Origin of the sequence: Mucilaginibacter rubeus (assembly GCF_014643835.1) — a bacterium.
GTDB classification, from domain to species: Bacteria; Bacteroidota; Bacteroidia; order Sphingobacteriales; family Sphingobacteriaceae; genus Mucilaginibacter; species Mucilaginibacter rubeus.
Window position 1 is genome coordinate 545792 of record NZ_BMKD01000002.1, and the last position, 20923, is coordinate 566714.

At 42.6% G+C, this 20923-nt stretch carries 24 protein-coding genes and 2 tRNA genes; 15 read left to right on the top strand and 11 right to left on the bottom strand.

Translation table 11 applies throughout. The features are described 5' to 3' along the window. Nucleotides 1-3 precede the first annotated feature (3 nt). The gene (locus tag IEX80_RS08735; RefSeq protein WP_188832668.1) at nucleotides 4-951 is read left to right on the top strand and encodes an LB_356 family protein; all 948 of its coding nucleotides are present in this window, start codon (nucleotides 4-6) and stop codon (nucleotides 949-951) included. A gap of 282 nt (nucleotides 952-1233) precedes the next feature. Here the strand turns inward: IEX80_RS08735 and IEX80_RS08740 are convergent, their stop codons facing one another. Genes IEX80_RS08740 through IEX80_RS08750 form a run of 3 tightly spaced genes read right to left on the bottom strand, consistent with a single transcriptional unit; the run spans nucleotide 1234 to nucleotide 4441 of the window. After that, nucleotides 1234-1827: a hypothetical protein gene (locus IEX80_RS08740; protein ID WP_188832669.1), complete on the bottom strand. Its 594-nt coding sequence runs from the start codon at nucleotides 1825-1827 to the stop codon at nucleotides 1234-1236. Next, the gene (locus tag IEX80_RS08745; protein WP_188832670.1) at nucleotides 1824-3974 is read right to left on the bottom strand and encodes a xanthine dehydrogenase family protein molybdopterin-binding subunit; all 2151 of its coding nucleotides are present in this window, start codon (nucleotides 3972-3974) and stop codon (nucleotides 1824-1826) included. Before IEX80_RS08745 ends, IEX80_RS08740 begins: the two co-directional genes overlap by 4 nt. Beyond that, the gene (locus tag IEX80_RS08750) at nucleotides 3971-4441 is read right to left on the bottom strand and encodes a (2Fe-2S)-binding protein (protein ID WP_112659114.1); all 471 of its coding nucleotides are present in this window, start codon (nucleotides 4439-4441) and stop codon (nucleotides 3971-3973) included. The genes IEX80_RS08745 and IEX80_RS08750 overlap by 4 nt, the downstream gene beginning before the upstream one ends. A gap of 454 nt (nucleotides 4442-4895) precedes the next feature. Between IEX80_RS08750 and IEX80_RS08755 the strand changes: the two genes are divergently transcribed. From IEX80_RS08755 to IEX80_RS08780, 6 genes are all read left to right on the top strand, one after another. Next, the gene (locus tag IEX80_RS08755) at nucleotides 4896-6113 is read left to right on the top strand and encodes a PQQ-dependent sugar dehydrogenase (protein ID WP_188832671.1); all 1218 of its coding nucleotides are present in this window, start codon (nucleotides 4896-4898) and stop codon (nucleotides 6111-6113) included. Nucleotides 6114-6278: 165 nt separating this feature from the next. Then, nucleotides 6279-7157, top strand: a complete 879-nt coding sequence (locus IEX80_RS08760; protein WP_090526753.1) for a helix-turn-helix domain-containing protein — start codon at nucleotides 6279-6281, stop codon at nucleotides 7155-7157. A gap of 64 nt (nucleotides 7158-7221) precedes the next feature. After that, nucleotides 7222-7482, top strand: coding sequence for a cupin domain-containing protein (locus tag IEX80_RS08765; protein WP_090526751.1), 261 nt, complete (start codon nucleotides 7222-7224; stop codon nucleotides 7480-7482). A gap of 10 nt (nucleotides 7483-7492) precedes the next feature. After that, nucleotides 7493-8053 (top strand): DapH/DapD/GlmU-related protein, encoded by a 561-nt coding sequence (locus tag IEX80_RS08770; RefSeq protein ID WP_188832672.1) that lies wholly within the window; start codon nucleotides 7493-7495, stop codon nucleotides 8051-8053. A 189-nt stretch (nucleotides 8054-8242) separates the two neighbouring features. Continuing rightward, nucleotides 8243-8638: a (R)-mandelonitrile lyase gene (locus tag IEX80_RS08775; RefSeq protein ID WP_090526749.1), complete on the top strand. Its 396-nt coding sequence runs from the start codon at nucleotides 8243-8245 to the stop codon at nucleotides 8636-8638. Between the two features lie 6 nt (nucleotides 8639-8644). Further along, a complete protein-coding gene (locus tag IEX80_RS08780) occupies nucleotides 8645-8851 on the top strand; it encodes a hypothetical protein (protein WP_175489975.1) in 207 nt (68 codons plus the stop codon). Between the two features lie 31 nt (nucleotides 8852-8882). On the opposite strand, the gene IEX80_RS08785 is transcribed toward IEX80_RS08780, so the two are convergent. Next, nucleotides 8883-9788: a VOC family protein gene (locus IEX80_RS08785; protein ID WP_188832673.1), complete on the bottom strand. Its 906-nt coding sequence runs from the start codon at nucleotides 9786-9788 to the stop codon at nucleotides 8883-8885. Between the two features lie 310 nt (nucleotides 9789-10098). Here IEX80_RS08785 and IEX80_RS08790 point away from each other — a divergent pair, with 310 nt between their 5' ends. Further along, entirely contained in the window at nucleotides 10099-10467 is a 369-nt protein-coding gene (locus IEX80_RS08790) for a hypothetical protein (protein WP_176627563.1), read from the top strand. A 16-nt stretch (nucleotides 10468-10483) separates the two neighbouring features. On the opposite strand, the gene IEX80_RS08795 is transcribed toward IEX80_RS08790, so the two are convergent. From IEX80_RS08795 to IEX80_RS08810, 4 genes are all read right to left on the bottom strand, one after another. After that, the gene (locus IEX80_RS08795) at nucleotides 10484-10678 is read right to left on the bottom strand and encodes a DUF2188 domain-containing protein (protein WP_090526743.1); all 195 of its coding nucleotides are present in this window, start codon (nucleotides 10676-10678) and stop codon (nucleotides 10484-10486) included. 208 nt (nucleotides 10679-10886) lie between these two features. Further along, nucleotides 10887-11759 (bottom strand): alpha/beta fold hydrolase, encoded by an 873-nt coding sequence (locus IEX80_RS08800; RefSeq protein WP_176627564.1) that lies wholly within the window; start codon nucleotides 11757-11759, stop codon nucleotides 10887-10889. Nucleotides 11760-11998: 239 nt separating this feature from the next. Beyond that, nucleotides 11999-12072: transfer RNA gene (locus IEX80_RS08805), tRNA-Pro, on the bottom strand. Nucleotides 12073-12172: 100 nt separating this feature from the next. After that, nucleotides 12173-12246 (bottom strand) — tRNA-Pro (locus IEX80_RS08810). 225 nt (nucleotides 12247-12471) lie between these two features. Between IEX80_RS08810 and IEX80_RS08815 the strand changes: the two genes are divergently transcribed. The 4 genes from IEX80_RS08815 to IEX80_RS08830 all read left to right on the top strand — a co-directional run bounded on the left by IEX80_RS08815 (nucleotide 12472) and on the right by IEX80_RS08830 (nucleotide 15259). After that, nucleotides 12472-13674, top strand: a complete 1203-nt coding sequence (locus IEX80_RS08815; protein WP_188832674.1) for an NAD(P)/FAD-dependent oxidoreductase — start codon at nucleotides 12472-12474, stop codon at nucleotides 13672-13674. A gap of 40 nt (nucleotides 13675-13714) precedes the next feature. Then, a complete protein-coding gene (locus IEX80_RS08820; RefSeq protein WP_176627566.1) occupies nucleotides 13715-14152 on the top strand; it encodes a helix-turn-helix domain-containing protein in 438 nt (145 codons plus the stop codon). 49 nt (nucleotides 14153-14201) lie between these two features. Beyond that, nucleotides 14202-14615: a VOC family protein gene (locus IEX80_RS08825; RefSeq protein WP_090526737.1), complete on the top strand. Its 414-nt coding sequence runs from the start codon at nucleotides 14202-14204 to the stop codon at nucleotides 14613-14615. A 107-nt stretch (nucleotides 14616-14722) separates the two neighbouring features. Further along, the gene (locus IEX80_RS08830; protein WP_188832675.1) at nucleotides 14723-15259 is read left to right on the top strand and encodes a DinB family protein; all 537 of its coding nucleotides are present in this window, start codon (nucleotides 14723-14725) and stop codon (nucleotides 15257-15259) included. Here IEX80_RS08830 and IEX80_RS08835 read toward each other — a convergent pair. After that, complete coding sequence (locus tag IEX80_RS08835) at nucleotides 15254-16645, bottom strand: MFS transporter (protein WP_188832676.1); 1392 nt, start codon at nucleotides 16643-16645, stop codon at nucleotides 15254-15256. The genes IEX80_RS08830 and IEX80_RS08835 overlap by 6 nt on opposite strands. A gap of 125 nt (nucleotides 16646-16770) precedes the next feature. Here IEX80_RS08835 and IEX80_RS08840 point away from each other — a divergent pair, with 125 nt between their 5' ends. Then, nucleotides 16771-17259, top strand: coding sequence for an Lrp/AsnC family transcriptional regulator (locus IEX80_RS08840; RefSeq protein ID WP_090526731.1), 489 nt, complete (start codon nucleotides 16771-16773; stop codon nucleotides 17257-17259). 175 nt (nucleotides 17260-17434) lie between these two features. Further along, a complete protein-coding gene (locus tag IEX80_RS08845; protein WP_090526729.1) occupies nucleotides 17435-18529 on the top strand; it encodes a pepsin/retropepsin-like aspartic protease family protein in 1095 nt (364 codons plus the stop codon). A 149-nt stretch (nucleotides 18530-18678) separates the two neighbouring features. Here IEX80_RS08845 and IEX80_RS08850 read toward each other — a convergent pair whose 3' ends face one another. Beyond that, entirely contained in the window at nucleotides 18679-19479 is an 801-nt protein-coding gene (locus IEX80_RS08850; protein WP_090526727.1) for a hypothetical protein, read from the bottom strand. A gap of 49 nt (nucleotides 19480-19528) precedes the next feature. Further along, nucleotides 19529-20131, bottom strand: coding sequence for a hypothetical protein (locus tag IEX80_RS08855; protein ID WP_090526725.1), 603 nt, complete (start codon nucleotides 20129-20131; stop codon nucleotides 19529-19531). 539 nt (nucleotides 20132-20670) lie between these two features. Here IEX80_RS08855 and IEX80_RS08860 point away from each other — a divergent pair. Continuing rightward, the gene (locus IEX80_RS08860) at nucleotides 20671-20868 is read left to right on the top strand and encodes a hypothetical protein (protein WP_090526723.1); all 198 of its coding nucleotides are present in this window, start codon (nucleotides 20671-20673) and stop codon (nucleotides 20866-20868) included. The last annotated feature ends 55 nt before the right edge of the window (nucleotides 20869-20923 follow it).

The window sequence follows — 20923 nt, forward strand, 5'->3', positions numbered from 1 at the left end:
GCAATGCACCGCTTTTTAATTAAAACCATATCATTTGTTTTAATGAGCTGCCTGCTCATATTGGCTATTGCCCTGATTCCGGGTTATATGGTAAATAAATTTTCAAAGTTTAGTGTAAAGAAAGACAATACTATTGCACTTTTTGGTCATTCACATTCAGAATGTGCCTACAATGATACCCTGATACCCAAACTAACCAATCTGTCGCACTCAGCCGAATCTTATTTTTACACCTTTCAGAAGGTTAAAAAATACCTGTCGCAAAACCCTCAGATAACCACTGTACTTATAGAATTTTCAAATAACCAGATTGACACAAAAATGGATGACTGGACATGGGGGTACACCTACATGTCAAATATGTTTCCGCAATATGCCTCTTTTATGAGCCTGGCCGATTTTGAATTGCTGGCTAAGCATAATTCAAAATATTTTATGAATTGTGTAGGCATAGCTGCGCGTACCAATTTTATTAAAGCACTTTCATTCAATTATGATTACACAGGAAAAACAGGAGGATATTTCAAAATAGAAGGTTCCAGGCCTTTACCTTCAAATAATCCGGCGGGTAAAATTATTAAAGCAGCATCGAATAAAAGTGCAATCTCAACAACCAATATTCAATATCTAAGGAAAATAATAGATTATTGCAACGGCATGCATAAAAGTGTTTTCCTGATCAGGAGCCCGCAACATCCATTGTATGAGTACAGAAATAATGAGGCAGAGTTTTCGCGGATCCGTGAGCGTTACTTTAGCGATATAAAATTCCTGGACTTCAATAACTTTCCGCTAAAAAATGATGACTTTGCCGATTTTGGGCATTTGAATTTCAAAGGAGCTTTAAAGTTTTCAGCGTACATCAATCAGCGCATTATGAACGGGATGCTTAATACCGTTAATACCGCATCTTTAAGTCAGCCTGATAATAAAACGGTCAGTGGCAATTAATAGATAAAATATCAAACAACTAACTAACAGCGCCCGGTACAAAATGTATCGGGCTTTTTTTTGTCTTATAAATAGCTTAAACTTTTTATGTCCGACGAACTATTGCAGGAAGCTGCCGGCATTTTGATAATAGTTAATAATAAAGCGCTGACCAAGGACGGCGCTTTATTATTAATAAAACTCCATTTAAATAAACAGCATAATAAATCAATAACTTAGACAGCCGGGGGTATTAGAAAACTTAGCTTACTCCATCCTTTGTAATCCCGGCTTTGCCTCACTTTATTTAGCCGGGGCATACGCGCCCGTTTTTAACCAGGTAAGCCAGGCTTTCTTAAATGCGGCGTGGCTCATTGGTGGAAGTTTACGGCCTTCTCCTGGTTTCCAGGCCGACAGCACCAGTCCATCATCTGCATGTGCAATGAGCTTCTGCATGTCCTTATGCCCGTTTTGCTTGGGATCTATGATTTGTTTTGCCAACTGACGGGGTGTTCTCCCCTGGAAAACCATTTTCATATCGGCTGGTGGGAGATGCCAATTGGGATTGCCCGGGGGCGTATGTAAGCCCGGAGTATTTGTTGGCTGATGGCAATTGGCACATTTCATGGCATAAACACCCTTACCATCAACCCCTCTTTTGGGAAACATAGTGTGCAAGTGATTATCATCACCCTGCAGTGGTATATCTCCCGAGGGATGACAATTCATACAGCGGGCACTCATCAATACGGTGTAAACTTGTTTAAAAGCTGCAATAGAAGCCACACTATCTTTAGGTAGTGCCGTATAATTAAATGTTGATTTTTCCTCTTTGAACGATAATATGACCGCACTTGACATAAACAAAACGATCATGGTGATTATTAGTTTTTTCATGCCTGTTTTTCGAGTCGGTTGTTAACGATAGGTAAATTGTAAATCCGTTTTCCGGTTGCTGCAAAAATTGCATTAGCTACAGCCGGTGCTGTTGGCGGAACTGCACATTCTCCGGCACCTCCCATTTTTTCCTTGCTATCCACAATGTAAACATTGATCCGGGGTGCCTCGTGCATCCGGGTGATCCGGTAATCATAAAAATTATTTTGTTGCAATTCTCCATTAACGAACGTTAGCTCGCCGTACATTGCCATCGAGATACTGAAAATTATCCCGCTTTCCATTTGGGCTTTTACACCGTCGGGGTTCACGGCAAGGCCACACTCAATTGCACAGTCTACCTGATGTACCTTCGTAACTCCTTTATCAACGCTTACTTCGGCTATAATAGCTACGACGCTGCCAAAAGCCTCATGTACCGCCATGCCTTTAAACCGCCCTGGTAACAGCGTTCGGTTCCAATTGCCTTTTTCAGCCACAAGATTAAGTGCAGCCAGGTGCCTCGAATGATTTTTAAATAAGCCGCGGCGGTACTCCACAGGGTCGATACTTACATTGTGGGCAAGCTGGTCTATAAGCGTTTCCATTACAAATGCAGTGTGCGTACCACCTACAGACCGGTACCACAAAACAGGTACTACTTCTTTAGTGGTGTGAAGGCCTACAAAATGATTTGGTATCTCGTCCAGGTATGGTGATCCTTTTACGCCTTCCACCGTTGTATCATCTATTGCCGGAGGCGGACCAAAAAGTATTGCCGCATCCGCCATAATTGACTGACCTGCAATATTATGGTTCCAGGCAATGGGAAGACCGTCCTTATCAACGCCAATCTTTACATTATGGACATAAAAAGGCCGGTAAAAGCCGCTCTTCATATCATCTTCCCGTGTCCATACCATTTTTACCGGCCTGCCGCTTGCTTTCGCAATATGAACCGCCTCCGAAACAAAATCGCAGGCAGGTGTAGCACGCCTGCCGAAGCCTCCCCCAAGGAATGGTATATTTACTTTTACCTGCTCCGGCTTAAATCCAAGAATTTTTGCTGCGGCAGCCTGTTCTCCGCCTGGCAACTGTGTACCTGTCCATATCTCGCAGCTGTTATTTTCAATCTTCACGGTGCAATTCAGCGGTTCCATAGGAGCATGGGCCAGATAAGGAAAAACATATTCTGCCGAAATGGTTTTTACCGCTTTTGTAAACGCTGTTTTTACATCGCCTTTTTTCTGAACCAGGAGCCCATCCGATGCAGCCAGTTTTCGGTAAGCCGCAGTTTGCGTACCGGTATTTAACTGCACGCCGGCGCCATGGTCCCAGGTTATCTGTAAGGCCTTCCGTCCCTGTTGGGCCGCCCAGAAGTGGTCGGCAATAACAGCCACCCCAGTTGGGATTTGAACAACCTCCCTTACGCCGGGAATTACTTTCGCCTTACCGGCATCAAACGATTTAACTTTACCACCAAAAACAGGTGCATGGGCAACAACTGCGGTGAGTAATCCGGGAAACTGGATATCCATGCCAAATTTTGCAGTACCGTCAGTCTTTACTCGCGCATCCATCCTTTTGCTTCCTTTGCCTATATACCTCCAGTCGGTAGATAAACGCAGCGGAACCTTTGCTGGTACAGGTAACTTTGCGGCATCGTTAGCTAACTCTCCATAAGTGTATCTTTTGCTCCCGGCAATAACAAACCCATCTTCCGTTTTGCAGCTTTCAACAGCAGTCCCCGAACGGGTAGCGGCTGTTTGAAGCAAGAGCGTCCGCGCGGTTGCGCCGGCATTACGATACCTGTCAAACTCAGACCAGGTGGTACTTGACCCGCCGGTAATTTGGGCACCGTAAATAACATGGTTAAACGCCTTATCGGCACCGCCATGTTTAATATTGATTTTTTTCAGATCCACATCAAGCTCATCCGCGATAAGCATGGGCAGTGTAGTCCAGATCCCCTGCCCCATTTCCACGTGGCTCAGATATACCGAAATACTATTGTCTGTACCTATATTTAAAAATGCATTCGGGGCAAACACATTTAAATCAGCCGTATCTGCAAGGGCAGCAAGCTTATTGGCCTTTGGAATAGTAAATGAGATAAGCAAGCCACCGCTCAATAATGCACCTGATTGTATAAAGTTACGCCTGTTCATGATTTTGCTCCTTCCCGCTGCAGTTCTGCCGCTTTGTGTATAGCCAACCGGATGCGGGGATAAGTACCGCAACGGCAAATATTACCTGACATCGCATCATCAATATCCTGATCTGTTGGGTTGGGATTTTCCCGCAGCAAAACAGCTGCAGACATGAGTTGCCCCGACTGGCAATAACCACATTGCGGAACATCGAGTTCGGCCCAGGCAATTTGCAAAGCGTGGTCATTTAATTTAGACAGTCCTTCAATTGTAGTGACCTGCTGCCCTGCCGCACGGCTCACTTTTGTTACGCATGACCGTACAGCTTCGCCGTTCAGGTGTACAGTACATGCTCCGCACTGCGCCACGCCACAACCGAATTTGGTGCCGGTAAGGCCTAAAAGGTCACGAATAACCCACAGTAAAGGCATGTCCGGGTCAGCGGCAACCTCCCGCTGTTTCCCATTGATTGTTATCGCTATCATATCGAAGAGTTTAAGTTAGGCTTGAGATCGGGAATTAATAATTAAATTTAAATATTTCTACCAGGAATACCAGTGTAAATCAAATAGTTATTTTTCTTTAAATCTATTGCAGGTTAAATCTGGCGCCAGGGTGAACCGCCACGGCCGTTTCTCAATTCAATGTTCTATATTCCTGGCGTGTTTGGCCGCTTACCTTTTTAAATGCCGGTGTAAAATGCCGCGGGTACTTAAATCCCAAGCTGTAGACACTAACCAGCCAATTTCATATCGGCCAGGGGGAGATATCTCAAACATCGCAACGCTCTTTATATGCATTGATAATTAATCAGTGTTATTAACCTCTATTACAACCTGATGGCCGGTTAATGTTACCGGAGCAGGCAGATTTATTTGTTCAACACATTTTAACATTTGCCGGCATATTATTTATCTTCACAACAAATACATATTACCCATGTCAAAAACAATCAAACCCTTGTTAGTTACCTGTGCAATTGCTTCACTTTGCTCTTTTTTTGATATTACGCAGGCTGTTGCCCAGTCACTGCCGCCCGTTGAAACGCAATCGCCAACGGCCGACTACAAGCCCGCTTTTCCGGGTCAGACAAGGGCCCCTGGTGCACAAACTAAAACCAAACTCAGTGTAAACGTGATCAATCATGAGCTGAAGCAACCCTTTGCTTTACGCTGTCTGCCCGATGGGCGCTTTTTAATTACGGAAAAAGGCGGTACCATGCGGATATTAAAGGCTGATGGCGGTTTAGACAAGAACATTCAAGGTTTACCGGCAGTGGCAGTGGGTGGCCAGGGCGGTTTGTTAGATGTTAATTTTGATGCTTCTTTTGTAAAAGACCGGATGTTATTTTGGTCATACTCCGAAAAAGTTCCTGAGGGATTCCAGTTGGCTGTCGCCACTGGTGTGCTTTCGTCCGATTACAGCAGGCTCGAAAATGTAAAGGTAATCTATCATGCTAAACCTGCTTATAACGGTCATCTGCAATTCGGCTCACGAATCGTTTTCGATAAACAAGGCAATCTGTTTGTAAGCACAGGCGAACATGGGGATGATGAAATGCGTGTCAAGGCCCAGGACCTGAATACTGCAATCGGAAAAGTATTGCATATAACCCGTGACGGGAAACCGGTGCCTGGCGGACCATTTTCGCAAAAAGCCGGCGCTTTGCCCGAAATTTATGCTTATGGCTTAAGAAACCCCGAAGGTATGACGATGAATCCAAATACCGGCGAATTATGGGAATCAGAATTCGGTCCGCGCGGAGGTGATGAAATTAACATTATCCGGCCGGGAAAGAACTATGGCTGGCCGGTTATTACTTACGGCATCGAATACCGGGGTGTAAAAGTTGGCGATGGAATACAGCAAAAAGAAGGCATGGCCCAACCCATTTATTACTGGAACCCAAGCATTTCACCGTGCGGCATAACCTTTTATACGGGCAACCTGATTCCCGAATGGAAAGGAAATCTATTTGTAGGCGCCTTAGGTGGATCACATATCATCAGGCTTATTATTAAAGACAATAAGATTGTAGCGGAAGAACGCCTGCTGAAAGACAAGGGCGAACGCTGGCGTTCTCTTGTTACCGGTAAGGACGGCGCATTATACGGTGTTACGGACAATGGCAATCTTTACAAAATAAGTAAGCTTTAATGTGAAAAGTTTATGGGAGAGTAATTTTGCTTAAATCGATCAGCGCTGCTTAATATAGCGGAACCGCCTGTTTACAATTCGGGAACGGGATATACAATTACATCAAAGGTTAGCGCTTGTCTTTTTAATTGGAAATTGAAAGTTTGAGTTTCATAACTTTAAGTCATGGACAATAAAATAGCGAGATCGGTTTCTCTCTTTAACAATGACCTCAGGTTAAAAGGCTTCAATGTTTTCCAGATAAAAGAAGACGATCAGGCTGTTCGGTTTTACAGTAGAAAAGACTTTTACAAAATTTGTTTAACTACAGGCAAAAGCAAGATTCACTATGCCGACCGCAGCTTTGAAGTGGAGGGCACTGTTTTGTTTTTTGGCAATCCGCATATTCCATATTCCTGGGAAACTATCTCAACCACTTATGTGGGTTATACCTGTCTCTTTTCCGAAGAATTTCTGTGCGTTTCAGAACGTACCGATATGCTGCAGCAATCACCCTTTTTCAAGATCGGCGGCACACCGGTACTAAAGATCACCGAACAGCAAAGAGCGTCTCTGAACATCCTCTTTCAGAAGATGATAGATGAGCAAAACAGTAGTTACGTATATAAAGACGACCTGATACGCAGTTACATCAACCTGATCATGCATGAAGCGATGAAAATGCAGCCCTCTGAAAATTTTGATCAGCATAAAAACGCTGCCTACCGGGTCGCTGCTGTATTTATGGAATTGCTTGAAAGACAATTCCCTGTAGAAAGCCCCAATAAGCCGTTGCAGTTGAAGACGGCCCAGGACTACGCCCAAAACCTCGCCCTTCACGTAAATTACCTCAACCGTATGGTAAAGGAAGTTACCGGCAGGCCAACATCTGCGCACATTGCAGAGCGGATTATCAGCGAAGCAAAAGCACTGTTACAACATACTGACTGGAACATAGCCGACATTGCTTATGCACTTGGCTTTGAATATCCCAGCTACTTCAACAACTATTTTAAACGCATGACTGGCACCAATCCAAGTTCGCTTCGCACCATGGAAGTTTGATTTTCATAAGCATTGGTTTGATTTTCTTAAACAGCAAAGTTGGCAACAGCACTAACTTTGCAAAATGAAAAACATCGGCAGATACAAAACTTCCATCATACTGCAGCTGATGATTTTAGCTGCAGGTAGTCTGTTTTCACTAAGTGCCACGGCGCAAAAATTTCTACATAAAGGTGATGTGGTCACCATTTCGCCGGGCATCTTACACTGGCATGGTACTACGTTCCAAAACAGCTTTACGCAAATAGCACTGAATTTCAATATAGAAAAAGGCATTGCGACATGGCTACATATTTCTGATAATGAATACAATATCGTTAAATAACCACATTATTATGAAAGATATTTTCGAACGGTTGAAAGCAGGGGAATTTGTTCCGCTTACTGACCTGGAATTTTACAAGGTAAATGCTGTGGTGGCCCGCACTCTGGCGTTGTCGCCTGCACTCAATGCAGCAACCACCGTTGAGCAGATCCACCAGCAACTTAGCAACATTATTGGCGCAACAATAGACAAAAGCACCACTTTGTTCGCACCCTTCCATACCAACTTTGGCCGTTTCATTAGTATTGGCAAGCATGTGTTTATTAATCATGCCTGCTCGTTTCTTGACATGGGCGGTATTACGCTGGAAGATCATGTACTCCTCGGCCCTAAGGTAAACCTGATCACTGAAAATCATCCACTCGACCCGGTCAACCGGCGGGGTATGATTTGCAAACCTATCGTTATCAAGCGCAACGCATGGATTGGTGCTGGCGCTACTATATTGCCGGGTGTAACCGTTGGAGAGAATGCCGTTGTTGCCGCGGGTGCGGTTGTTAGCAAAGATGTGCCGGCAAATACTGTTGTCGGGGGTATTCCGGCAAAAATTTTAAAAACTATTGAACAATGAAGAACAATGGCGCATTAGCATATCGGAAACTTAAAAAGTTAATTACTATACAGATAATAACATTTACCCACAAATACAGGTTATTAAAGCACGACAAGTTAACGAAGCCAGGAAAATATAATGGCTGAAAAATACACTACATTATGTCATTGATGTCAAAACCATATAAACTCTCTCAATCTATTTATTATGGAAATAATTAAAAACGGTGCGCAAGCATCAGTAAAAGGTCCGGAAGCTTGGTTTACCGGCGCCGTGCGTATAGATCCCCTGTTTGCAAAAAAAGAAGCTACCAAAGGCGCGGGTGCGTTGGTCACCTTTGAGCCTGCCGCCAGAACAGCCTGGCACACTCACCCGGCAGGTCAAACACTTATTGTTATTTCCGGTCTTGGCCGGGTACAACGCGAAGGTGGGCCGATCGAAGATATAGGGCCGGGTGATGTAGTTTGGTTTGAACCAAACGAGAAACACTGGCATGGTGCATCGCCGGGTAAAGCTATGAGTCATATAGCCATTCAGGAAGCCGTTAACGGCGAGGTGGTTACCTGGCTGGAGAAAGTAAGTGATGATCAATATTCAAAATAAACGATTATGAAAACAACAACAGTAAAAGCATACGGTACTGAAGCTGCAGATGCCTCGATTCATGATTCCAATCTCAAATCGGCCGGCATCCTGCCGACCGATTCAGTAGAGAAAGCCAGTTACGGCAACTTTGTACATCTGATGGACCCGAGGGCAACAAAATTGAACTATGGGAACCTAATGATGTGGAATATGCCAAATTGGGTAAATTAACAACTAAATAGTGGTATCACGCCAACATGGGTCAACGGCTATCAGAGGCCTGCTGTAGGGCTGCGACGTCAACTTTCTTCATCGTCATAAAAGCCTGCGTAACGCGTGCAATTTGTTCGGGGCTGCCGTTTTTCAGTGTTTTTAACATAACTGTTGATGCAACCTGCCAGGACACGCCATATTTGTCCTTCAGCCAACCGCATTGGCCGGGTTTGCCATCAGCTGAAAGCGCTGACCAATAATAATCGATCTCTTCCTGTATTTCACAAGGGATCAATAGCGACACCGCGTCGTTAAAACTAAAACCGTGTGGATGCGCGCTGTCCATCGCTGCCAGCCAGGTTTGGTCGATATGAAAATCGGCAAACATAAGCGTGCCGGCTTTATCAGGCCCTATATCCTCGGGGCGCGGGGCAGTAATGCCTCGTTTACCATCTTTAAACACAGAACAATAAAAGTCGATGGCTTCATTAGCTTTACCGGCCACCAAGCCCGTATACATCAGCGACGGAACGATCACTGGTCTTTCCTCACCTGCCGGATTGGTCAGTATCAGTTGCCATGACACACCATATTTATCGCTTACCCAACCGTAACGCTCGCTGAAAGGATAGCGGTCGAGCGGCATCATTATCTTTCCGCTTTCTGATAGTTTGCTCCAAACTTCGTCAATACGCCCTGCGGCATCTGGATCACGCGACGGATCAAAATTGATCATAAAAGAAATAGAGGGACTGATCTTTAATCCATCCCCGGCGCTGATGCCCAGGAATGGCTGGCCGGCAAAGGTAAATTCAACTATTTCGCACTCCCCGCCGGGCATTGGGAAATGATTAACATAGTTTAAAGCCGAATCAGGCATTAAAGTTGCATAGAACTCGGCAGCTTCCCGGGCTTTATCCTGGTCGAACCAGATGTGTGGTTTGATGGGTAACATGGGTAAATGATTTTAGTGGTGATATATAATAAAAAATTGTAAGCGTTAATTGTTTTTACAGGCAACACCGCCGGCTAAGGCTTCACCTTGCAGCCTTTATCCGGACTAAGAACTCAAGACCCTAATCTGTTCTGATTTTTCTTATTAACTACCTCAAAACTAATTGGTTTTTCATGGACAGACAAGGTGCATTAGTGACATTTAAGCGGCATATTATGACATGAGTTCGTTCACCGTCGGTCTGTAAAACCAAATGAAAAGCCCTCTATTTTCATCAGGGTATATTATATTGCACATTCATTGAAAAACCATGAAAAAACCCGTGCCATTTGACTTCCTGCTCGATTACCTACCGACAGGTATAATCATCAAGCCGGCGGTAGGCATGTTCTATATCTATTTCGATAAAAAGATTGTGCTGATCTTCCGAAAGGTTAGTAAAAATCCGCAGCATAACGGTATTTGGATCTCTACCAGGCGGGAAAATCATGCCAGCCTCAAAGGGGAAATACCGGCCATCACTGATTTTGTATTAGACGAGGGCTTTGATACGGCCTGGCTCCTGCTTAGTGACAGCCACGATGATTTTGAGAGTTCGGCAATACAGCTGTGCGAACTTGTTTTGCGCAGGAATAAAAGGATCGGGAAAGTAACGTCTAAAAGCACAGCGATGTTTTAATAGCCTCCTTAACAATTTAATCGTTGTCAGCATCAGCTTCTTCGGGATGATCTTTAAAATATTCCCGTGCCTTTTTTAAACCTGTGGCTATGGCAATGCCTTCATCGCCGCTTTCCTTCAAAATTTCATTGGCAATTTCTACCGCCTTTTCCCGCAATTTGGGAGGTTGATTTTTGTAAGATGGCGGGTAGTCTCCGTTATACCAGGGCATGCTTCCTCCTTTTTAGGTAACAACAATTACGATGAAGATTTGATTGCAAAAAGTGTTGATTGAGCGGCAAGAAGTTCAAAGCATTTCTTCAAAAGATCATTCGAACTACTCTTTCAAATACTTGCGAATAATATTCTTACGAGAGAAGCGGCCTGATTAAAAGTTAAATTCTGATAACGCTTTTCTGTTAGCATGCATTTGCATCAGCTTACTTTAAAAAATTGTTCAAGTAGGTCAACACCGTTGTTGTCTGCATCATCAGGCTTACATGTCCTTGCGAAGGGACAATGGCCAATTGCGATTTTGGCATTGGTGCTAAATCAGCAGAAACGCCGCCGCCTAATAATCTATATGTTTTTGCCAATTCAATTTTGTCCAGCCCATCGTTATCACCGGCTATGATCAATACCGGAGCAGAAATTTTCGAAATATTGTCATCACCGAAGTCGAACGGCTCCTGCGCGAAAGCGATCATCTGCCCTATAAACTTTGTCCATTTTGTTTTATCTGGTGCTATTGCATCGTATGCGGTTTTCATAGGAGTATTCATAAAAAGCCCGGGCTTCCAGGATTTGAAAACATTGGTTATTTCAGGCAGCCATCCGCTACTTTTATAAGTAGAAGAAATGATCACTAATTTTTTTAACCGTTTAGGGCTTTGTAAAGCAAACTTGTAAGCCACAGAGCCACCCATACTATACCCTGCTACGTCGGCACTGTCAATTTTCAGGTAGTCCATAACTCCTTCCACATCATTAGCTAAGGTAGCATATGATAACTTTCTATCCGAAAACGGTGTATGCCCGTGTCCCTGTAATTCAATGGCAATTACTTTCCTGTTTTTTGATAGTTCAGGGATCAATTCGGCCCAGTTTCCTTCAATTGTCATAAAAGCACCATGTAGTAAAATGAGCGGTTTACCCTCGCCATATACCTCATAATAAACTTTGATACCGTTCACAGGCGCGTAGCCACCGTTGGAAGGCTTGATTTGTTGTCCATTTGATCGTGATGTTGCAAACATAATTACAATTAACAGTATTGATTTAAGAGGGTTAAGTGCTTGGAGTAAATTTTTCATGGCGGTTAAGTTTGATTTTATTAACAATACAAAGATGGAACTCATTTCAGGGTTTGATAGCGTACAAAAACGACTACTTAGGGGACAATTGCGACAAAATATGCTTGTAAGCGAGGAAATGATTCTGCCTGCTCCCCGTTAAAGAAGATCAAGCATGGAAGCAAGTAAACATGAATCTGTAAAAAGAAAACCCTCTAAAATTGTAATTTAGAGGGTTTGATACTTGATATCGCTTTCTGTCGGGATGGCAGGATTCGAACCTGCGGCCTCCACATCCCAAATGTGGCGCGATACCGGGCTACGCTACATCCCGTTTTTTTATTCAGCCTGCGCTGGCATACTATTTCGCCAATCAGAAAAGAAAACCCTCTAAAATTCAATTTAGAGGGTTTTGATACTTGGTATCGCTTTAGTCGGGATGGCAGGATTCGAACCTGCGGCCTCCACATCCCAAATGTGGCGCGATACCGGGCTACGCTACATCCCGTCTCCCTGATTGGGTGTGCAAAAGTATGATTTTAAATTAAGTTGCAAAATTTTTTTTGAAAGATTTTGCAAGCCTGCCTATAATCTGCTCATTAACAAAATATTGCCTTAAATTAAATTCTTTATGGTTTCTCAAAATACTGAATAACCCTGTTATTACACTTGATTTCCCCCCAAAAAACTTAAAAAAGGATTGCATGTTGTTATGCTATAGCTGTTCAAATCCATGAATTTATATGAACAACAGCCTTACTGGCTAATAAAAAATAGCATAATTGCCTCCTACCCTTCTCTTCAAAAAGATTTGAAGCTGGATGTGGCCATTATTGGGGCCGGCATCAGCGCCGCTTTAACAGCCTGGCAGCTCCGCAACTCGGGTTTAAGTATAGCTGTTTTTGATAAGCGCCACGTTGGTATGGGCAGTACCGCGGCCAGCACTGCGTTCCTGCAATATGAAATTGATACGCCCCTTACATCTTTAAAACACCTGGTTGGCGAAGCAAATGCCGTAACAAGCTATCAACTTTGCCGCAAAGCTATTTATGACATTGCTGATTTATGTAAATCGCTTAAACCCGCCTTTGATTTTAGCTTGAGGCCAAGTTTGCAGTATGCCAGCTTCAAAACACATACAAATTCACTAAATCAGGAATATAACTTCCGTAAAAAGCATGGCTTTGAGGTACAATGGCTCGAAGCTGATGAAATTGAACAGAAATTCGGGTTTAAGGCTTCCGGGGCTATTTTCTCTGCAGATGGCGGGGAGGTTGATGCATATCTGCTTACCCATGCTTTACTTGCAAATTTTGCCAAAGCCGGTCATAAAGTATACAGCAATACCGATATTAAAGCCATTGAGCATCATAAACAAGGCATAACGCTGCAAACCGGCAACGGCTCAGTTATCAAAGCTAAAAAGTTGATTATTGCATGTGGTTACGAAAGTTTAAAATATGTCCCTAAAAAAATAGCCGAAATTAACTCAACTTACGCACTGGTTTCGGAGCCTTTGCCCGATGTACGTTTTTGGTATAAGAACAGTTTGATTTGGGAAACTGCTGTACCCTACATGTACTTTAGGGCTGTAAGTGAAAACCGCATCCTGGTTGGAGGCCGCGATGACCCTTTTCATCATCCGCATATACAGCCTTCTGTTATTAAACGAAAGACGGACATGTTACAGCAGGCTTTTCTCAAAAAAATGCCGCACATCCCGTTAAAAGCTGATTTTAGGTGGGCTGGTGCTTTTGCCAACACGAAAGATGGCTTGCCTTATATTGGCTGTATCCCCGAAAGACCAGACACTTATTTTGCGCTTGGCTTTGGAGGTAATGGTATCACTTTTAGCGTAATAGCTGCCGAAATTCTCCATGATCTTATCATGGAGAGAAAGAACGAACATGTTCAATTGTTCGGTTTTAACAGGTAGCGCGTTTTCAAATAATAAAAAGCCGATATTTATACCTGAAATGACCAATCAATTACCCAAAATATACCTCTACCGCAGGCTTGTACAGGCTAAGTTGTTCATTGATAAAAACTATCATGAACCGATCGACCTGAACGATATTGCCGACGAGGCCTATTTTTCCAAATATCATTTCATCAGGTTGTTTAAAAACATCTATGGTAAAACACCACACCAATACCTCATCCAGGTGCGGGTTGAAAACGCCCGGCTGCAATTAAAAAAAGGCCTTCCCATTGCTAATGTTTGTTATGCTGTAGGTTTTGACAGTGTTACTTCATTTTCTGCTTTATTTAAAAAGATCACCTCCCGTTCTCCTGCAAACTACCAGCAAACAGAACTTAAACGGCAGGCGGAGATGCAGCAATCGCCCCTCAAATTTATACCCGGTTGCTTTGCCCGGGAAAAAGAATGGCTGCGAAATCGCAATTTTCAATAAGCCCGGTTCTTTTTTGATAACGACTTTTGGTTTATCAAACAACATTAACATGATAACCAAATTAAACCATGTAAGCGTATTTGTACTTGACCAGAACAGCGCTTATGATTTTTATGTAAACAAATTAGGCTTTACCGTAAATACAGATGCTGCCATGGGGCCGGGAATGCGCTGGCTTACTGTATGTCCTCCCGGGCAGCCCGAATTGGAAATATCACTCATGGCTGTAACGGAGGGAATGATGTTCGACGCACAGTCGGCACATCAAATGCGCGAATTGGTACAGCGCGGCACCTTTGGGTTCGGGGTTTTTGAATGCAACGACCTTATAGCTACTTACGAAGAGTTAAAAGCGAAAGGCGTTGAGTTTACTAAAGCCCCCACTAAAGAGTTTTACGGCTTTGAAGCCTTATTCAAAGACGACTCGGGTAATTGGTTTTCATTGGGTGAAAAGAAAAGATAAACGCCTGCACATACGATGGCGCAAAACCACCCCAATTATGGCACAAACGACAAGGTGTAAATTTTGATTTTGCATGGAGATTTGTATTAATCAATCTTCAAAACATCATGGAAAATCAAATAACCACCACCCTCCAAACCGATGCACGTATTAACTTACTGGCAGTATTTGAGGATACTGCCAGCAACCTTTTATCAACCATTGCTTTATTCAATGAGCAACAAATTAATATTATACCACCCCACGGCGGATGGACAGCCGGACAGATAGCGGAACATGTTTTTAAATCGGCTTTACAACTTGTTCCGGTACTTACCGGCTCCGACAAACCAGCAGAAAGAGACCCGGCCGAAAAAGTCAAAATGATAAAAGACCTGTTTCTTGATTTTGAGGCTAAATTCAAATCAGCACCAAACATATTGCCATCAGACGGGCCTCACAATAAATCTCAGCTTATCGAATTATTACAAACAGTTATCATCCAGGTTAGAGAAATAATTAACTCCAAAGATCTTTATGCCATTAGTACTGATCTGGTAGTTCCTTTTTTTGGTGAGCTTACCCGGTTAGAATGGCTCTATCTTATTTGCTATCATACTCAAAAGCACATTCACCAGTTAAAAAACGTCGGGCAGTCTTTATGATTCATTTAATGATACCTGCATGTTCCTGGCTACCGAATTTACAACGTAAATAATGAGCCATAGCAAACCGATTAAAGCATACATACTAAGTATAACAAGCGATAAAGTGCTCACGGAAGCGCCTTCATCGCTTGTTTGCATAAAAAGTGCGAGTATAGACAAACCTACTCCGGCACCTAAAAAGTAAGCGGTAGTACCCAGGCTTGATGCCAACCCGTAGTGTTGTTTGGGGATGTTTTTTACAGCAAGTACCGACAAGCTTGTAAAACAGATGGTCATACCTAAACCGGATATAAAAGCAGCGGATAACAGCAGTAAAGCGAGAGAGTAACCTGTAAATACCGCGCAAATTAAAACCAGTCCCCCGGTTAACATATAACTCATACCCAACAATCCTGTTTGTTCGGTTGTTAACCGTTTCATGATGCCGGGTAGCATAAACTTAGCCACAATAGCTGATAAAAAACTAAAAGGTACCAGTAACAAGCCTGACCGTGCTGCGGTGTAATGCATATCTTTTTGCAATAATTGAGATATAATGAAAAGGTAACCGGTAAAAAATGCGCCTAATAAAATGAATACGCCATTTGCGGTAATAACTGATGACGCTTTAAAAACTGAAAGATCGATCAGCGGATTTGCACTCCGGGTTAAACGGACATATAAGAGCCTCATGCAAATAACCACGCCTATAGCACAAAGCATAATAAAAGTATATTGTTGTTTGATATCTGCAAGCTGGTGCACACCATAACTAAGCATCAGCAAACCTATCACCAATAAAATACCCGAAAACAAATCGGGGGATGGCTGCTTTTGTTCAGGAGCGTCATTAGCCAGGGACAGCCAGCCTATAACAATAATAAAAACCAGTATTGGCACGTTGATCAAAAACACCCAATGCCAGCCTAAGTAAGTGCTGATGATTCCGCCAATGGAAAGACCGCTTCCTGAACCAACCGCCGCGAATGAGCTAAAGATCCCGATAGCCTTGCTCCGCTCCAGTTCTTCGGTAAAAGTATGCGTTACTATGGAAAGTGCTGATGGCATGATCAACGCTGCTGCCAAGCCTTGTACAGCCCTCGATAAACTAAGAAACACAAAAGTACCTGATAAGCCGGCACCTAATGAAGTTACCAGGAATAATACCGCACCGGTAATAAAGACCTTCTTTGGTCCGGCAACATCAGACAGCTTCCCTCCTATAATCAGGAAACCACCGTACAATAGCACATAGAGCGTTTGAAGCCATTGAACTTGGTCGTTAGTGACCACAAACTGCTTTTGTATTGCCGGAATGGTGAGGTTAATGATGGCGATGTCAAGCGCTTCGACAAATATGGCCATAGAGGCTATGATCAGGACTTTGTTCTTTTTTTGTGCCATAATTTTGATTTTTGTCCTTTCAAAACTATGTTAATAGAAATTAACAATATTATTTATTATAATTTTGGAACATAATTAAAAATTAAAGCGCTTTAAAAGAACAAACGCCCAATTAACACACCGTTATGGCCCCACAAACAGAACAAGAAAAAGCCGGCATCCAGCTTGATGAAAAAGATTACGAAATATTACGGCTGGTTGAACGGAATGCCAAGCTTACTGTGCGGGAAATAGCTGTTAAGATCAACCTAAGCCCTACGCCTGCGCACGAACGCATTAAACGCCTTGAAAAAGCGGGGGTTATTAAAAGCTATACCGCCATTTTAGATAAGCGGATGCTGAACAAACGCATCATGGTTATTTGCATGGTAACCCTGCGCGAACATAGCCGCAAAGCAGGTGCCGATTTTATTAACGCTGTATTGGAATTTGACGAAGTGATAGAATGCTATAACATATCGGGCGATTTTGATTTTATGCTCAAAATTGTTTCTGAAAGTATGGATAGTTACCATTCGTTTTTTGTAAATAAACTAAGCGAAGTAAAGGGTATTGGCCACTCAAAAAGCACTTTTGTAATGGATATTATCAAAGAAACCAATCATTTGCTTTAACTTACACAATAGCAGCGTTCTCCGTCCGTTTATATGTCCGGATAATTAATCGGTTCAACACCCAGTTTTATCGATTCATTAACCCGGTATATCAAATTGTTATCTTAATTTTAAGCTCAACTAAAACGGCACTTTTATCGTAATTATTACCAACCGGGTTTATATACAGACATATATGACTGCAAAACATTTACTTTTTACTTCCAAAATTATTGGTTGTTTATTAATAACGGTTGCCTTTTTTTCCTGTAAAAAAGATAAAACCGCAGCGCCTCAAACACAAGTTAGTCCTGTTACACTTGGTTTATATGAATACGCCAGCGGGGTAAACAAACGGATCTTTTTACCCATTACGCTGGTAGGCACAAAAGCAGTGACTTATTATACCGTGTTTGATACGGGTTCATCGGGGATGACGCTTGATGCCGCAGGTATCCTGCCTGCATCAATGATCACATCGTCAGGCATCCAGTTTACCGGGGACTCGGTGGTTGTGAACGGTATTACGGTTACTAATACCAAGGGCACAATAAGCTTTGGCGACCAGTTAAGCTCCACAAAAGAATACGGCAATTTAGCCTACGCCAATATCACCATCGGCGACGCACAGGGCAACCTTACGTTAAAAAGGGTGCCATTTTTTTTATACTACAAAATAGTTGATGAAACTGGTGCGCAACTATCGGCCCATGCCAGCGATGTTTTTGGTGTTGGCCCCGGTACAAGTTATGTAACCAGTCTGATTCAGAGCCCGTTAAGATCCTTTAGCACCGGCACAGGTCTTACAAGCGGATTTAAGCTGGCCACGTTAAATAAAAGCTTATTTTCCACCAGTGGAACTTATGTAAGCAATCTGTTAACTATCGGCTTAAGCAACAGTGATCTTTCATCATCCGGATTCATTATGCACCCGCTTTCTTATTCAAACAGCGGCGGATACTCACCTAATATCCCTGCAACTATCACTTACAATGGAAAGACCATCTCCGGACAGATTTTGTTTGATACCGGAACCCCATCAACTACTGTAATTGAAGACAGGCTGGCAACCAATTCAATAGGCAGCCTTCCCGCAAATTCGACCGTAACCATAACTACCAACAAGGGCTTTGTTTATACTTATACCACATCAAGCACCGGAAACCTAACAGAAGTGCAAAATCCCAATAATACGGGTGATTACCGTACCATTTTCAGTCTCGATTTTTTCATCAGTAATGAATACCTAACCGATTATGGCAACCATCAGATCGGGTTAAAAAACAACTAAACATTAATGCTTAAGGTCGATACCATTATCTTCAAAAACCATACCCTCATAATTTCAACTCCTTTTTATACTCTGTCACGAGGTGAGTTTTTCAATGCGCTACAAATTTACAGCGACGCTTTTTAAATAAATCAAAGGATATTAAAAGTCTATTTTTTATTACAGATCTCTGTAACAGCAGTACGGCGGGTGGCAGTGTAAACTATTCCATTTACCATTTCATAGCCAGTAGAAACGCTTTGCGAATAGCGTTTTAAAATAACCCCGGTGTTGTTATCTATGAGCATTGATCCGTTTATCCGGCTATTTAAGCTACCGCCTAAAACCGAAGTTTTATAGGTAACAACGGTAGTTGTGCTGCTTATAGCATAAACTGTATAGTTGGTTTCGGCCGATGAAGTAGTCACCTTCCATGAATAGCCCTTTTTAAGCGCGACGCTTACTGGAAAATCAACCATTAACTGTAGTGTGGTCCCTGGCGACAACCGTTCGGGCTGGATGCCGGCAAAAGATAAAAGTGTATCATTGGCAACAGCCGGGCGTTTTAAATTCAGGATCTCGCCTTTGTTGTTTACTGAAACTATCGATTGATTATTGAACATCTTTTGCAAACCAACCTGGATAACAGAATTTGGGTCGGCAGGTTTACCTGAGTTATATACCAGGTTCTGGTTCATTGCATTTATGGTATCGATAAGCTTATCAGTAGTAATAGTAAAAGAGGCCCCCCTTTCAGAAGCATCGGTTACCTTGTACGTTTTAATAACTATTGAAACCGAACCAACACGCAAAGTTTGGCTGCCGCGCTGTAAAACACAATTTGACTTTGTATTTACCTGCCTTTGAAACTCATCTCCCTGTTTAAATCTGCCCTGGGCATAGGTAACACCGCTCGCAAAAGCTAATATTATAACAAATATATATTTTAACTCAATTGGGGTACTTTTCATTTTGGTATTCTTGTTATAATGCCTTTAATAATTTGACATTATGTCACAGTTAGTGTTTTTTCCTGTTTGATTGGGGTTTGCCTTTTAACTTATCATCCTTCGTTCCCGCAGGCGATATCATTTTAAAGCTCTCGCTTTCGGGAATTTCCGGGATAGACCAGGGTGTAAGATTTTCGGAAGGCTGTAAAAGCGGCACCGTACTTGTTATATCGGGCATTATCGGAATGGGGCCTTTTATAATATTCACCTGGCCTGATACGGTTGGCTCAACAGGCGCTGGCGGCAATTCCGGCGATTCTGGCAAAGGGAGGTCCATAACAGCTGAAAACTGAAGGTCCTGCATTGTTTGCTTTGGCAAATGTGGAGCCTCGGGCGCTTCAGGCGATGGAATTTCAGGTAACCCCGCAGTTGAACCATTAACATCGGGTTGGTCGGGTGCATCAACCACAGGTGGCGTTGAGCCAACTGCAGCCAGCACAGGCATTTGAGTTGCTGAAACAAAGGGCTGAGCAACTACGGGGATATCCGTAAGCGTAAGTACAATCGGCTTACCCGCCGAACCATTGCCTTGAGTGTTTCCTTTGGTAATTGTACCAGGCGTTAATGGCGGCGGCACGTTCCAGTCCGACTGATTATTGCGGCTCTGGGCCATAGTATTACTTAAGCCCCCCCAGGCAACTAATAACCAAATAAAGCATGGTATTAAGCTGTTGAGTCGCCGGTTTCTCTTCTTTTTTTGGACGATGTATGACATTTCCATTTAATTATCTTTATGCAGAAAGCGATTGCTTTCAATACAGTCAGTCAGTTTTATTTGGTGAATAATAGCTTATTAATTTAATTTTTATTGATTGTTAATGAGCAATAATGATTTTAGGTATAGGTTAGAATTATATTGTAAAATCATTATTAAAGTTAATCCTTTTTATCGATTACGGCACACGGCTTTCCAATATATGCTATCTGTATAATACTAAATAGTGTTTCTACATGATATACTTACCTCCAATATTTCATCTGTAAAAATAAGCTTTATGGTGTTACTCCAAAATACCAACTGCTTTGTATTGTGTGAATTTCGGCCTCTCCATAAAATTGTACTGTCAAGCACGATGGTGAAATAATATAAAACAAAGCCATAATGGTTTTGACCAAATTAATTCATCGCGTTTCATCTAAATTAAAAAAACCATGGAAAGTACTTTAAATTACCTCGCGGGCTTTGTTTCCCTAACTTTTATGGGATTATCGGCTATGTATAAATTTAAGCTCGACAAATTGCAGGGAACAGGCAAAATACCCAACATTATCAGTGCCAGGCAACGGCAAATTATGTTTTTCGTGTTAGCCGTATTATCTGCTTTAATAATATTCATCTCCAGATTTTAAAAACACATTAACCGGTAACAACCCCAAGCCCAACGGCTTTTGCTGATAAATATCA

Excerpts from the sequence above, each read along its gene's own strand:
- IEX80_RS08735 (WP_188832668.1), top strand. The coding sequence starts at position 4 with ATGCACCGCTTTTTAATTAAAACCATATCATTTGTTTTAATGAGCTGC.
- IEX80_RS08740 (WP_188832669.1), bottom strand. The coding sequence starts at position 1,827 with ATGAAAAAACTAATAATCACCATGATCGTTTTGTTTATGTCAAGTGCG.
- IEX80_RS08745 (WP_188832670.1), bottom strand. The coding sequence starts at position 3,974 with ATGAACAGGCGTAACTTTATACAATCAGGTGCATTATTGAGCGGTGGC.
- IEX80_RS08750 (WP_112659114.1), bottom strand. The coding sequence starts at position 4,441 with ATGATAGCGATAACAATCAATGGGAAACAGCGGGAGGTTGCCGCTGAC.
- IEX80_RS08755 (WP_188832671.1), top strand. The coding sequence starts at position 4,896 with ATGTCAAAAACAATCAAACCCTTGTTAGTTACCTGTGCAATTGCTTCA.
- IEX80_RS08760 (WP_090526753.1), top strand. The coding sequence starts at position 6,279 with ATGGACAATAAAATAGCGAGATCGGTTTCTCTCTTTAACAATGACCTC.
- IEX80_RS08765 (WP_090526751.1), top strand. The coding sequence starts at position 7,222 with ATGAAAAACATCGGCAGATACAAAACTTCCATCATACTGCAGCTGATG.
- IEX80_RS08770 (WP_188832672.1), top strand. The coding sequence starts at position 7,493 with ATGAAAGATATTTTCGAACGGTTGAAAGCAGGGGAATTTGTTCCGCTT.
- IEX80_RS08775 (WP_090526749.1), top strand. The coding sequence starts at position 8,243 with ATGGAAATAATTAAAAACGGTGCGCAAGCATCAGTAAAAGGTCCGGAA.
- IEX80_RS08780 (WP_175489975.1), top strand. The coding sequence starts at position 8,645 with ATGAAAACAACAACAGTAAAAGCATACGGTACTGAAGCTGCAGATGCC.
- IEX80_RS08785 (WP_188832673.1), bottom strand. The coding sequence starts at position 9,788 with ATGTTACCCATCAAACCACACATCTGGTTCGACCAGGATAAAGCCCGG.
- IEX80_RS08790 (WP_176627563.1), top strand. The coding sequence starts at position 10,099 with ATGAAAAAACCCGTGCCATTTGACTTCCTGCTCGATTACCTACCGACA.
- IEX80_RS08795 (WP_090526743.1), bottom strand. The coding sequence starts at position 10,678 with ATGCCCTGGTATAACGGAGACTACCCGCCATCTTACAAAAATCAACCT.
- IEX80_RS08800 (WP_176627564.1), bottom strand. The coding sequence starts at position 11,759 with ATGAAAAATTTACTCCAAGCACTTAACCCTCTTAAATCAATACTGTTA.
- IEX80_RS08815 (WP_188832674.1), top strand. The coding sequence starts at position 12,472 with ATGAATTTATATGAACAACAGCCTTACTGGCTAATAAAAAATAGCATA.
- IEX80_RS08820 (WP_176627566.1), top strand. The coding sequence starts at position 13,715 with ATGACCAATCAATTACCCAAAATATACCTCTACCGCAGGCTTGTACAG.
- IEX80_RS08825 (WP_090526737.1), top strand. The coding sequence starts at position 14,202 with ATGATAACCAAATTAAACCATGTAAGCGTATTTGTACTTGACCAGAAC.
- IEX80_RS08830 (WP_188832675.1), top strand. The coding sequence starts at position 14,723 with ATGGAAAATCAAATAACCACCACCCTCCAAACCGATGCACGTATTAAC.
- IEX80_RS08835 (WP_188832676.1), bottom strand. The coding sequence starts at position 16,645 with ATGGCACAAAAAAAGAACAAAGTCCTGATCATAGCCTCTATGGCCATA.
- IEX80_RS08840 (WP_090526731.1), top strand. The coding sequence starts at position 16,771 with ATGGCCCCACAAACAGAACAAGAAAAAGCCGGCATCCAGCTTGATGAA.
- IEX80_RS08845 (WP_090526729.1), top strand. The coding sequence starts at position 17,435 with ATGACTGCAAAACATTTACTTTTTACTTCCAAAATTATTGGTTGTTTA.
- IEX80_RS08850 (WP_090526727.1), bottom strand. The coding sequence starts at position 19,479 with ATGAAAAGTACCCCAATTGAGTTAAAATATATATTTGTTATAATATTA.
- IEX80_RS08855 (WP_090526725.1), bottom strand. The coding sequence starts at position 20,131 with ATGGCCCAGAGCCGCAATAATCAGTCGGACTGGAACGTGCCGCCGCCA.
- IEX80_RS08860 (WP_090526723.1), top strand. The coding sequence starts at position 20,671 with ATGGAAAGTACTTTAAATTACCTCGCGGGCTTTGTTTCCCTAACTTTT.